The organism is Amycolatopsis albidoflavus (genome assembly GCF_039525725.1).
GTDB classification, from domain to species: domain Bacteria; phylum Actinomycetota; class Actinomycetes; order Mycobacteriales; family Pseudonocardiaceae; genus Amycolatopsis; species Amycolatopsis albidoflava.
In genome coordinates, this window is record NZ_BAAAHV010000012.1 from 130,909 (window position 1) to 142,867 (window position 11,959).

The 11,959-nt window shown below is 73.3% G+C and carries 10 protein-coding genes; 6 read left to right on the plus strand and 4 right to left on the minus strand.

Translation table 11 applies throughout. The features are described from left to right. Positions 1–126: 126 nt before the first annotated feature. A complete protein-coding gene (locus tag ABD156_RS19005; protein ID WP_344274865.1) occupies positions 127–1,335 on the minus strand; it encodes a cytochrome P450 in 1,209 nt (402 codons plus the stop codon). Between the two features lie 91 nt (positions 1,336–1,426). Here ABD156_RS19005 and ABD156_RS19010 point away from each other — a divergent pair, with 91 nt between their 5' ends. From ABD156_RS19010 to ABD156_RS19020, 3 genes are read left to right on the plus strand one after another with little or no spacing between them, the layout of a single operon-like run. Continuing rightward, entirely contained in the window at positions 1,427–2,605 is a 1,179-nt protein-coding gene (locus tag ABD156_RS19010; RefSeq protein ID WP_344274868.1) for a glycosyltransferase, read from the plus strand. A gap of 41 nt (positions 2,606–2,646) precedes the next feature. Further along, a complete protein-coding gene (locus ABD156_RS19015) occupies positions 2,647–3,540 on the plus strand; it encodes an NAD-dependent epimerase/dehydratase family protein (protein ID WP_344274871.1) in 894 nt (297 codons plus the stop codon). Further along, entirely contained in the window at positions 3,537–4,907 is a 1,371-nt protein-coding gene (locus ABD156_RS19020; protein ID WP_344274874.1) for an aldehyde dehydrogenase family protein, read from the plus strand. Before ABD156_RS19015 ends, ABD156_RS19020 begins: the two co-directional genes overlap by 4 nt. Here ABD156_RS19020 and ABD156_RS19025 read toward each other — a convergent pair. The 3 genes from ABD156_RS19025 to ABD156_RS19035 are packed head-to-tail and all read right to left on the minus strand — an operon-like array spanning position 4,889 to position 8,536. Next, complete coding sequence (locus ABD156_RS19025; protein ID WP_344274877.1) at positions 4,889–5,920, minus strand: hypothetical protein; 1,032 nt, start codon at positions 5,918–5,920, stop codon at positions 4,889–4,891. The genes ABD156_RS19020 and ABD156_RS19025 overlap by 19 nt on opposite strands. Positions 5,921–5,967: 47 nt before the next feature. Beyond that, positions 5,968–6,903: an FAD-dependent oxidoreductase gene (locus ABD156_RS19030; protein ID WP_344274880.1), complete on the minus strand. Its 936-nt coding sequence runs from the start codon at positions 6,901–6,903 to the stop codon at positions 5,968–5,970. 1 nt (position 6,904) lies between these two features. Further along, positions 6,905–8,536, minus strand: coding sequence for an AMP-binding protein (locus ABD156_RS19035; RefSeq protein WP_344274883.1), 1,632 nt, complete (start codon positions 8,534–8,536; stop codon positions 6,905–6,907). A 193-nt stretch (positions 8,537–8,729) separates the two neighbouring features. Here ABD156_RS19035 and ABD156_RS19040 point away from each other — a divergent pair, with 193 nt between their 5' ends. From ABD156_RS19040 to ABD156_RS19050, 3 genes are read left to right on the plus strand one after another with little or no spacing between them, the layout of a single operon-like run. Next, the gene (locus ABD156_RS19040; RefSeq protein WP_344274886.1) at positions 8,730–10,424 is read left to right on the plus strand and encodes a carbamoyltransferase N-terminal domain-containing protein; all 1,695 of its coding nucleotides are present in this window, start codon (positions 8,730–8,732) and stop codon (positions 10,422–10,424) included. Further along, positions 10,421–11,617, plus strand: a complete 1,197-nt coding sequence (locus ABD156_RS19045) for an acyl-CoA dehydrogenase family protein (protein WP_344274889.1) — start codon at positions 10,421–10,423, stop codon at positions 11,615–11,617. Before ABD156_RS19040 ends, ABD156_RS19045 begins: the two co-directional genes overlap by 4 nt. A gap of 45 nt (positions 11,618–11,662) precedes the next feature. Continuing rightward, positions 11,663–11,959 (plus strand): phosphopantetheine-binding protein, encoded by a 297-nt coding sequence (locus ABD156_RS19050; RefSeq protein WP_344274892.1) that lies wholly within the window; start codon positions 11,663–11,665, stop codon positions 11,957–11,959.

An 11,959-nucleotide genomic window follows, 5' to 3' on the forward strand; every position in this document is an offset into this window, starting at 1 on the left:
TGCGGCGGGCCACGCGGGCGCCTGCGCGGCTGAGCGCGGCGGTGTGGAATCTGTGGGAGCCGTGGCCGGTGGGCGGCGTTGGTGCCGGACGTGTTCTCGCCGCGGAATGCCGCGGCGCCCGCCTCCTCACGCGATCCGCAGCGGAAGCTTTTCCAGCCCTCGCAGGCTGAACGACGGCACCCGCCGTTCCTCGCGGCCCGCCTGCTCCAGCACCGGGAAGCGCGTGATCAGCTCGCGCAGGGCCGCCGCGGTCTCCACCCGGGCCAGCAACCCCCCGACGCACGCGTGCGCACCGCGGCCGAAGCCGAGGTGCGCTTTGCCCGAGCCGCGGTCGAAGCGGAGCTCGTCCGGGTCCGGGTAGCGTTCCGGGTCGCGATTCGCGGCGCCCAGCAGGAGCATCACCGTGGCGCCTTCGGGGATCACCGTCTCCCCGATCGGATAGTCGCAAGCGGTCACCCTGGTCGCGGTCTGCACCGGGCTGTCGAAGCGCAGCAGTTCGTCCACCGCGACGTCGACGAGCGACGGATCGGCCCGCAGCTGCGCCAGCTGCTCCGGAGCGCGCAGCAGGGCGAGCATTCCGTTCGCGATCAGGCTGACCGTGTTGTGGTGCCCGACCATCAGCAGGAACACCCCGTTCACCAGCAGCTCCGGCAGGCTCATCCGGCGGTCCGCGCGCATGGCGGCGACCCACCGGCTCAACAGGTCGTCGCCGCCGCGCCGGCGGTGGCGCACCAGGCGGCCGAAGTACTCGCCGCATTCGCGGGTCGCCTCGGCTCCCGCGCTCCGGGCTTCCTCGGTCAGCAGCCAGTCGGGATCCGAGACCGCGCCGAACGCGCGCGACCAGCGCTCCAGCAGCGGCCAGTCCTCCTCGGGGATCCCGAACAGCGTGCCGATCAACGAGATCGGCAGCGGATAGGCCAGATCCGCGACCAGGTCGACGACGCCGGGCGCGCGGGCGGCGAGCCGGTCGACCGCGGTCCGCGCCGCTTCGGCGATCGCCGGGCGCATCCGCTCGACCGCGGCGGGCAGGAACTCGGCCGAGACCGCGGTGCGGATGCGCGGGTGATCGGGCGGGTCCAAGGCGTTGAGGGGCAACGGAAACCGGTCGTCGATGCCGCGCGAGCGGAAGTACTCCGCGTATCCGTCGCCGCGGGCGAGATCGCAGCTGAGCCGCGGGTCCCGCAGGCCCGCCGCGACGTCCGCGTACCGCCCGGCCAGCCAGACCCCGGTTTTCGTGCGGACGGCGGCCGAGCGGCGGATCCCGGCCAGGCGCGGGTACGGATCGTCCGCGTAGCCGGCGGTGACCGCGTCGTCGAAGAAGTCGCTGGCGTTCATATTCGCGTCCCCAGGAAGTGGCGGTGCACGGACCGGTCGTAACACGATGTCCGGCGGAACCGTTCCATCATCCCGGAAAGGGCGGCCGATTGTGAAAATCGTGGTGACCTGCCAGCCCGCGGTCGGGCATTTCCACGCCGTCGCCCCGCTCGCGCTCGCAGCCGTGCGCGCCGGGCACGAGGTGGTGGTGGTCACCGGGCGGGGCATGGGAAAGTGGGTGCGCGACGCCGGTTTCGACGCGGTCGAGACCGGGCCGGAATGGCTCGCCGGACGGCCGCGCGCCGGGTCGTTCGACAACGAGCGCCGACGGCTTCGGCTGATGTCGATGGGCACCGCCGCCCTGCTTCCCGGGATCGTCGACGCGCTGCGCACGCTCGGCGCGGACCTGCTCGTGCACGAGTCGCTGGAATGGGCGGGCCCGCTGGCCGCGGACGTCGCCGGGGTCCCGTTCGCGTCGCTCGGCCAGCTGCCGCGGATGCCGCGCGCCCTGCAGGCCGAAGCTCTTGCCCCGCCTTGGAATTCGGCGCGGGAACGGCTGGGCCTTCCGGCCGACCCGAAGCTGGAACGGCTGTGCCCCTACCTCTACCTCGACGCGTACTTGCCGAGCATGCAGCCGCTTTCGGAGGATCCCTTGCTGTGGTTCGGCTCGCGGGAGGAGGACGCGATCGCGCATCCGGTCCGGCCGCCGCTGTGGCAGGCCGCCGCCGAGACGCTGCCGGACTGGCTGTCCGAACCGGACGGACGGCCGCTGGTCTACGTGACCATGGGCACCGCGTTCAACACCGAGCCGGAACTGTTCGCCACCGTCGCGAACGCGTTGCGCGGCGGCGATTTCCGGGTCGTGCTGACGGTCGGCAAGGGCGTCGACCCCAGCGGGCTCGACGGCGACGGGGTGCACGCGGTGGAGTATCTCCCGCAGTCGCAGGTGCTGCCGAAGGCGGACGCCGTCGTGCACCACTCCGGCTATCTGACCACCGTCGGCGCGCTCGCGCACGGACTGCCGATGGTGCTGCTCCCGGTCGCGGTCGACCAGCCCTACCACGCGCACCGGCTCTCCGCCGCGGGCGCGGGAATCCGGCTGGACGCCCGGAATCTGACCGCGGGCCTGGTGCGGGACGCGGTCGAGGAGACGCTGCGCGAACCGCTCTACCGGGCCAACGCGAACCGGCTGCGCGCCGAATTGTGGTCGATGCCCGCCGAGGACGAGGCGGTCGGCCTCCTCGAAGAGCTGGGCGCGAGCGGCGAACCGGTCCGCCGCGCCGCCGGATGAGGTCTTTCCCCGCGGATTTCCCCAGTGCAGAGGAGTTGGACATGGATGCGGTTGCCGGAACCGAGCGGGTCCCGGCCGGGCTGCCGGTGCGGCGGGTCCTGCTGACCGGGGCCACCGGACGGGTGGGCGCGCGGTTCCTGCCCCGGCTCAAGCAATCGGGCGCGGAAACGCGGCTCATGGTGTGGAGTCCCGGCCCGGGAGTGCGGAGCAGCGCGACGATGATCGTCGGCGACCTCGCCGAGGCCGGCGCTTGCCGCGCCGCGGTCGAGGGAATGGACGCGGTCGTGCACATCGCCGCGGCTTTCCAAGGGCTCGGGCCGGATCAGTCCGAGGAGGTGAACTTCCAGGCGACCCGGCAGTTGGCCGTCGCTGCCCGCGACGCCGGGGTGCGGCGGTTCGTCCAGCTCAGCAGTTCCCTGGTCTACGCGGACGGCCCCGGTGCCGCGGCCGAGGACGCCCCGGTGCGCGAAAGCGCGGCGGCGAGCTTCCCCGCGGCCAAGCTGGGCGCCGAACGCGCCCTGTCCGATGTGGACGGTCTGGAAAGTTCGGTGCTGCGCCTGGCGTTCACCTACGGCGAGGGCGATCCGCACCTCGCGGAAGCGATCAGCTGGGCGCGGCGCGGCGGCGCGGGGCGGATGCATCTGGTGCACCACGCCGACGTCCGGCAGGCGATCCTGTGCGTGCTGGCCGCCCCGGAACTGCCGCGCCGGGTCTACAACGTCGCCGACGACCGCCCGGTCGAGCCGGCCGAATTGCTCGCCGCCGCAGAGGGATTCGCGGTGCGCGGGCAGGTCGAAGAAGGCGCGGTGACGGAAACGGAACCGGGCGCGCAGCCGTTCGGACGAGTGCTGGCCGCCGAGGCGATCCGGCGAGAGCTCGGGTTCGCACCTGAGTTCCCGAGCATCGAGGCGGCCGCGAAGGAGAGGGCGTTGTGAGCGTGCTGGACGTGTACAACCCGGCCGACGGTTCGGTGGCCGGCCAAGCGCCCGTCTGCGACGAGGCGCGGCTGGGAGAGGTGATCGAGCAAGCGCATCGGGCCTGGCCGGGCTTCCCGCCGGAGGAGCGGCGAGAAGCGCTGCTCGCGGCGGCGAAAGCGGTGTCGGCGCAGGCACGCGCGCTCGGCGAGCTGATCACCCGCGAACAGGGGAAGCCGCTGGCGATGGCGGTGGCCGAGGCGTTCGCGGCCGCGGCTTTTCTGCGGTACAACGCGGGTCTGGCGCTCGAACCGGAGGTGCTGCGCGAGGATCGCCGCGGCTACGCCGAACTGGTGCGCCGGCCGCTCGGAGTCGTCGCGGCGGTGACCCCGTGGAACTTCCCGGTCGCCGTCGCGGCCGCCAAGCTCGCTCCGGCGCTGCGGGCGGGCAACGCGGTGGTGCTCAAGCCGTCGCCGTACGCGCCGCTGGCGACGGTACGGCTCGGCGAAATCCTGGCGGCGGCGCTGCCGCCCGGACTGTGCACAGTGGTCTGCGGCGACGGCGCGCTCGGCTCGGCCTTGGCGACGCATCCGCTGGTGCGCCAGGTGAGTTTCACCGGATCGACGGCGACCGGACGGGCGGTGGCCGGACAGGCCGCCGACGGGATCAAACCGGTGCTGCTGGAACTGGGCGGGAACGACGCCGGGATCGTGCTCGACGACGCGGATCCGGCCGCGCTGGCCGAGCAGGTGTTCTGGGACAGCTTCGCGAACAACGGACAGGCCTGTGTGCTGATCAAGCGGCTGTACGTCCCGCGGTCGCGGGCAGGGGAGTGGGTCGAAGCGCTGGCCGCGCAGGCGGATTCGGTGGTCGTCGGCGACGGGATGGTCCGCGGCACGCAGCTCGGCCCGGTGAGCACCCCGGCGCAGCACGAGCGGATCGCCGGGCTGGTCGCCGCGGCGCTGCGGGAAGGCGCGAAGGCCGCCGCGGGAGGGAAACCCGGCGAAGGTCCCGGCCTGTTCTACCCGCCGACGATCCTCGCCGACGTCACGGACGACATGGCGGTGGCGGCGGAGGAACAGTTCGGCCCGGCGCTGCCGGTGCTGGTCTACGACACCGAGGACGAGGCACTGGCGCGCGCCAACGAGAGCAGTTTCGGCCTCGGCGGTTCGGTCTGGTCGGCCGACCCGGAGCGGGCGTGGCCGCTGGCCGGCCGGCTGGAATGCGGCACCGCGTGGGTCAACGCGCACGCGGACTTCGCGCCGGACCAGCCCTTCGGCGGGCTCAAGTGCAGCGGCATCGGGGTGGAGAACGGGACAGCGGGCCTGCACGAGTACACCGCCGCGCAGGTCCGCTGCCGTCCGGCGGATCAGGTCAGTCCGCTGTAGAACATCGCGCCGATCACCGCGCGGTCGTCCTGCGGCAGCCGCGCGTGCGGCGTGGCCCGGCCGACCAGCGCGAGGCACTCCCGCGGCTGGTAGACGAAATCCTTGCCGCCGCGGGGGAACTGCCCCTCGGAGACCACCCACTGGCCGAGCGAGCTCGCGGTGTCGGTGGCCTGGTCCAGATAGGAGCGCATCGGGCCCGCCTCGCCGTCCACGGTGAACAGCAGGGACACCTCGCAGGTCGGCATGTCGGTGTGCACGCCGAGGAAATCGCCCTTGCGGTAGCGCAGGTAGGTGCAGCGGGTCGGGTACATCGCGCGGCCCATCCGCCTGCTCACGTCCGCCACCAGCACCGGGTCTTCGTGGATCTGCACGAGCGTCGGGCCCGCGCCGAGGTACATGTTGCTGGACTTGCTGGTGAGCGCGTCGTGCAGGACGTCCCAGCCGGGATCCGGGCCGCCGGCGAAGGCCATCCCGGCTGCCGGGTCGAGGTGGTCCAGTTCGGCCGCGCACCGGCGCAGCGTCTCCGCGGAGACGAAATCGTCGATGTGCCACCAGAACGAGTCGTTGTCCAGTTTGGACAGATAGGCGTCGCGGCGGCGGGTGGACTCGGCGAGCAGCCGGGCGTAGTCCTCGTCGTCGCGTTCGCCCGGCGCGCGGACCACCCGGCCCTGCAACGCTTTCGTCACGAGCGGGCCCTGCGGGAACATCTCGTCGTAGCCGTCGGTGATCGGGGCGATGCCGGCGCTCTCGAAGTCCATCGCGGACACCGCGGGCCCGCCGCCGGACACGATCAGCTTTTCGAAAAGGCCGATCGAGGCGGGCGGGTCGTCGGCGGCCCCGAGATGGCGGCGGATGCGCCACCGCCGCCATTCGAGCTCGACCTCGTTGACCCGGAACCGCGGCCACCGGTACTTGCCGCCGGCGTCGTACAGGAGTTCGCGGACCGGGCCGGCGTCGATCTGCTGGTTGAGTGCGGCCGATGTGGCCACAGCTTCGGGAGAAAAGGTCGGCATGCCCCCAGTTTCCCGCTGTGGCAACGAAAAGTCAGCAGCGTGCGACGTCAGGAACTGAGCAGCGCGACCACGTCGGCGGCGCAGCCCCACGAATACATGACGCCGCTGCCGCCGTGGCCGTAGTTGTGCACCACCACCGAGCCGCCGTCGCGGTCGGCTTCGAGCCGGACTTCGTCGCGGCCGGGCCGGAACCCGACGCTCGCCTCCAGCAGCTCCGCGCCGGCCAGCCGCGGCTCCACCCGCACGCAGCGCTCCAGGATCGCGGCCACCTCGGCGTCGGACGGCTCGGGGTCGGCTCCGCCGGTCTGAACGCCGCCGAGCACGACGTGGTCCCCGTGCGGCAGGTAGGTGGCCCACTCCGGGTTGATCGGAGCCTCGAGGAAGAAGCTCTCGAGCCCGGGGTCGGCGACGACCACCTTGATCCCGCGCACCGGCTCCACCCGCTCGTCGGCGGCCAGTTCGCGGGCGGCCAGCCCGGTGCAGTTGACCACCGCCGGGCACTCCTCGCTCGCCTCGGCGAGTGAAGCGGCCGGTCGCACCTCGAGGGTCCCGCCGCCCGCCTCGAACTCCGACCGCAGGTGCTGCAGGTACTTCGGGGTGTCCACGATCGGCAGCGTGACCCAGAACCCGGTGCCGTAGCCCTCGGGCAGTTCGGCGGGCTCGCACAGCCGGAACCCCTCGGTCTGGTCGGCGCCGGGCGGGATCGCGCCAGCCGGGCGGGCGACCAGCCTGCCGTCGAGGACGCGCACGCCGGGCGCCGCCGCGCGGAGCCGGCGCAGGGTCTCCTGCTGCCAGCGGTGCCCGGGCGAGCCGGGCGGGTCGAGGTTGGGCCCGACCATCGCCGCGGCCTTCGTGGAGGTGGTCTCCTCCGGCGGCGCCGCGGTCCGGATCCGCACCCGGCTCCCGGCCTCCTGCAGGGCCAGCGCGGTGGTCAGGCCGATGATCCCCGAGCCGAGCACCAGCGCGTCGGGCGCTGCGGTCATGTCAACCTCCCTGGAGCCGGCCGGCTCCTTCCCTCGGGAGGTCGCCGTCGGCGAATCGTCGCCACAGTTCGCGGCGCCGAGGCTTCCCGCTGGTCGTGCGCGGGATCGTGCCCGTCGCCGCGGAGAGCATGATCAGCTCGGCGCCCGCGGCCAACCTTGCCAGGTCGGTGCGGGCCAGGTCGAGCAACGCGGGGTCGGCGTGTTCCGCGACGACCACCGCGACCTGCACCCCGTCGGCCACGCCGAGCAGCACCGCCTGCTGCCGCCGCGGCAGTCCGTGCGCTTCGAGCGCCGCTTCGAGGTCTTCGGCGAACACCGGCCGTCCGCGCACCTTCATGCTGTCGCCCATCCTGCCCAGCACATACAGCTGTCCGCCGTTCAGGAAGCCCGCGTCCCCGGTGCGCACGGCACCCTCGGCGAACCGGGTGGTCTGCGCGACCGCTCCGGCGTGGTAGCCGTCCGCGACCGAAGGCCCGGCCACGGCGATCTCTCCGACGCGGTCCTCCGGCAGCGGCTCGCCGGAGTCGTCCACCACCGTCACCGAGACCCCGGACAGCGGGCGGCCGCAGCCCACGAGCGTGACCGCTTCGCCGCCGGCCTCGGACCCCGCCGCGGCCGGGGCGATCGACCGGGTGGTCCACCGTTCGTCGAGCCGGGAACCGGTGACCGCGAGCGTCGCCTCGGCGAGTCCGTAGGCGGGCAGCAGCGATTCCGGGGCGAACCCGTACGGCGCGAGCAGGTCGGCGAAGGCGCGCAGCGTCGGCTCGGCCACCCGCTCGGCGCCCACGATGACCGCGCGCCACTCCGAGAAATCGCAGCCGGACAGTTCGGCGGGTCGGACCCGGCGCAGGATGTGTTCGAGGCCGAAGGTGGGCATCGCGGTCAGCCGCGCGCCGGATTCGCCGAAGCAGCGAAGGTATCGCGAAGGCCGCCGGAGGAACTGCTGGGGCGAGCACAGCCACAGGTCGGTCTGGTTGGTCACCGGCGTGAGCAGGCAGCCGATCAGGCCCATGTCGTGGTGCATCGGCAGCCAGGACGCGGTCGGGTCGTCCGGTCCCATCGCCAGCCACTCCCGGATCGCGCGCACGTTCGCGGTCAGCGCGGGGAACGGGACGCGCACGCCGCGCGGGCGGCCGCTCGACCCGGAGGTGAACTGCAGCATCGCGAGATCGGCGGCGGGGACCGGCGGCACCGGCCCGCCGCCGGGCGCGCCGTCGAGCAGCACCGGTTCCGGGCCGACCGCCTGGCGCACGGTCTCGGCCAATCCCGGTGCGGTGCAGACGAATCGCGGCCGCGCCGTCTCGGTCAGCGAGGCCAGCAGCGTCCGCCACTGCGCGAGATCCTGGCCGAACAGCGGCGGGCTGGCGGGGGCGGGCACCGCGCCGGCCAGCATCGCACCGAAGTACCCGGTGACGAAACCGGGTCCGGCCGGTTCGACCACCAGCACCACGTCGCCCCGGGCCGCGCCGCGCTCCAGCAGTTCGGCGGCGCGCGCGTGCACGGCGGCGGCCAGCCGCGGGTAGTCCCAGCGGCTCCACTCTTCCTCGTCCCCGGCGAACCGGATCCCGGTGTCCGGCCTGGGTTCCCACAGCCACCGCAGGAGCGCGAGCCGGTCGGTTCTCGGTGCGTCCATGCGGCCATCGTCGCGTACGGGCGTCCCGCGCGTCTCGCGTGCAACCGGGCCGCCCGACGTTGCGGGTGCCGCGACCGGTCCGGCACCGTTCCCTGCGCGCGTCCCGCGCTCGCCGCGGGCGTCCGGCGGGTGTCCGACTGGGGGATTTCCCCACTTGCACGGACCGCCGGCAGTCCTCCAGGGAGGTAGTCAAGTGTCGCGATCCGACGTCGTCTGCGGGCTCAAGCTCACCCATGACGGTGCGGTGGCGGTGATCGACGGCAGCAGGCTGGTGGCGTCGGTCGAGGCGGAGAAGATCGGCAACCGGCCGCGGCATTCGGCGCTCGACGACGCCGCGGAGATCGTGCGGGAACTCGCCCGCGACGGATTCGGCCCGGACGCGATCGACCGGGTCGCGGTCGACGGCTGGGCGGCCGAACAGGACGGCCCGACCGCGGTCGGGTTCACCGCGCTCGACGGGAAGCGGATCGCTCTCCCGGTCGCCGGCTACGCGGACGAACCCGGTCCGGCCGCGCCGCCCGCGGCGTTCTCCGGGACGCACGCGGTGCTGGGCGAGCGGGGGCCTCGCGGCTACGCCGGCTACACGCACGCCACCGACCATCTGCTGTCCAGCTACTGCACCAGCCCGTTCGCCAAGGAAGGCCGCGCGGCGCTCGGCATCGTCTGGGACGGCGGGATGCCGCCGTTTCTGTACCTGGTGGACCCGCGCGAGTCGGCCATCACCCCGATCGGCACGCTCACCGGCGTTTCCGGTGCGCTGTACCCGGTTTTCGCCTCGCACTTCGCACCGTTCCGAGTGGACCGGCGGACCGCGGACCCGGACCGCCGGTTCGGGATGGAGGCGCTGTTCCCGGTCTCGGGCAAAGCGATGGCGTACGCGTCGCTCGGCAAGCCGATCGAAGCGGCGGTCGACCGGTTCGAAGAGGTCACCGCCTCGACCGCGCCCGCGACCACCCCGATGCGGTGCTACCAGTGGAGCGCGGAGGCACTGCGCCGGGTGCGCCCGCTCGGGCTGTCGGACGCGGAACTGCTCGCCTCGTTCCAGGAAGCGCTCTACCGCGGGCTGGAACGGGGCCTGCGCGCGGTTTTCGCCGCACGGCCGGAGCTGGCCGGACTGCCGCTGTGCGTGTCCGGCGGCTGCGGGCTGAACATCAAATGGAACGCGCGGCTGCGCGGCAGCGGCCTGTTCCCGGACGTGTGGGTGCCGCCGTTTCCCAACGACGCCGGGTCCGCGATCGGGGCCGCGTGCGCCGAAATGGCGCGCACCACCGGGAAATTCGCGCTGGAGTGGACGGAATTCGCCGGACCGCCGGTGCGCTGGGACGGCGCGGTTCCCGACGGCTGGTCGGCGCAGCCGTGCGACGTCGCGGGCCTGGCCGCGCTGCTGGCGCGCACCGGGGAGCCGGTCGTGGTGATCACCGGCCGTGCCGAACTGGGACCGCGGGCGCTGGGCAGGCGCAGCATCATCGCGCCGGCGACCGACCCGGCGATGCGGGACCGGCTCAACGAGATCAAGGGCCGGGAGTCCTACCGCCCGGTGGCCCCGATCTGCCTCGAACACCGCGCGCCGGAAGTGTTCGATCCCGGCACGAGGGACCCGTACATGGTTTTCGACCACGCGATCCGGCCCGGCTGGCAGGACCGGGTCCCGGCGATCGTGCACGTCGACGGCAGCGCCCGGCTGCAGACGGTCGGACCGGACAACCAGCCCGCGCACGAACTGCTGTCCTGCTACGAGCGGCTGACCGGGATCCCGGTGCTGTGCAACACCAGCGCGAACTTCGCCGGCCGCGGCTTCTTCCCCGACCCGGGCTCGGCGATGAGCTGGGGCGGCACCTCCTACGTGTGGTCGGAAGGCACTCTCTACCGCCGGGACGAGCGGCAGTGAACGGCGAACTGGCCCCGCTGAGCGCGGCGGGGGAGAAGCTGGCCGGACTCGCGCAGCGGCACGCCGCGGAGTTCGAGCCCGCGGCCGCCCGGCACGACGCGGAGAACTCCTTCGTCACCGAGAACGTCGAGGCCATGCGGGCGAGCCGGTTCCTGGCCGGAACCGTGCCCGAGAGTTTCGGCGGCCTAGGCGTGACGTCGCTGCACGACCTCGCGGTGGCGGTGTCGCGGCTGGCGCGCGGCTGCCCGGCCACCGCGCTGTCGGCGAACATGCATCTCGGAGCGGCGCTGCTCCTCGCGCGCAGCGCGGACACCCCCGGCCTCGACCCGGCGCACCAGCGCGGCCTGCGCGGTCTGCTGATGCTGCTCGGCCGGTGCCGGGTGGTGCTTTCGCACGCGGGCACCGAGCCGGGCGCGAGCCTGTTCGCCCCGGCGACCGAGGCGGTTCCCGGCCCGGAGGGTTACCGGGTGACCGGGCGGAAGTCCTTCGCCACCAACGCGGAAGTCGCCGACGTGTTCACGGTTTTCCTGCGCGTGCCCGGCTCGGACGGCGAACCGCGCGCGGGCACCGCGATGATCCGCCGGGACACGCCGGGACTGCGCGTCGAGCGGACCTGGGACGCACTGGGCATGCGCGGCACCGGAAGCCACGACGTGGTGTTCGACGGCTGCCTGGTCCCGGCGGACGCGGTGCGGGTGCGCGGCAGGCTCGGAGTCGCCTCGGCCGAGGAGTGGATCGGCGTCCTCGCGGTGAATTACCCGATGCTGGGCGCGTATCTCGGGATCGCCGAAGCCGCCGCCGAACGGGCCCGGCAGGCGGTGCGCGCCAGGGCGCGGCCGGGGTCGGCCGAGCAGCTCGCGGAACTGCGGCTGCTGCTGACCGGGGCCCGGTCGGCGTTGTCGCGCACCGGGCAGTTGCTGGACGAGAACCTGGCCGGGCCGCTCGGGGACGGCGAGGCCGAGCAGCTGATGGCGGAGTTCCAGTGCGCCAAACTGATCCTCAACCGCGCCGCGGTGGACGCCGCGGACCTCGCCATGGCGGTGGTCGGCGGCCGCTCCTACCGGTCCGGCGACCCGCTTTCCCGGCTCTACCGCGACGCCCGCGCGGGCGGGTTCATGCAGCCGTTCTCGCCGGGCGAGGCGCGCGCGTTCATCGGCGCGGCCGCGCTGGCCGATCCGCGCGAAAAGTGTTGATGCACAGAGGTTTTCGCTGACGCCGGAGGTTCGTAGGATCACCGTGTGACGACGCGAACCGAAGCGGAGGTCCGCAGCCAGATCCGGGAGATCGTCCTCGAACTGGCTCCGGGCTCGCCGGAAGAGACATCCACCGACCCGCTGCTGGTCGAAGAGCTCGAGTACCACTCGCTGGCGCTGCTCGAGCTCGCCTTCGCCCTCGAGGACGAATTCGACCTGCCGCCCATCGACGAGACCAGCGTGCAGGCGATCAAGACGGCGCGGGACATCGAGGACTACGTGCTGAGCCAGCTCGGCAAAGCCGGGTCCGGGGTTCCCGCCGAGCCCGCGCCGGCGGAGTGA

What these genes read in the sequence shown, in the direction of transcription:
- ABD156_RS19005 (WP_344274865.1), bottom strand. Translation starts at nt 1,335, where the DNA reads ATGAACGCCAGCGACTTCTTCGACGACGCGGTCACCGCCGGCTACGCG.
- ABD156_RS19015 (WP_344274871.1), top strand. Translation starts at nt 2,647, where the DNA reads ATGGATGCGGTTGCCGGAACCGAGCGGGTCCCGGCCGGGCTGCCGGTG.
- ABD156_RS19025 (WP_344274877.1), bottom strand. Translation starts at nt 5,920, where the DNA reads ATGCCGACCTTTTCTCCCGAAGCTGTGGCCACATCGGCCGCACTCAAC.
- ABD156_RS19030 (WP_344274880.1), bottom strand. Translation starts at nt 6,903, where the DNA reads ATGACCGCAGCGCCCGACGCGCTGGTGCTCGGCTCGGGGATCATCGGC.
- ABD156_RS19035 (WP_344274883.1), bottom strand. Translation starts at nt 8,536, where the DNA reads ATGGACGCACCGAGAACCGACCGGCTCGCGCTCCTGCGGTGGCTGTGG.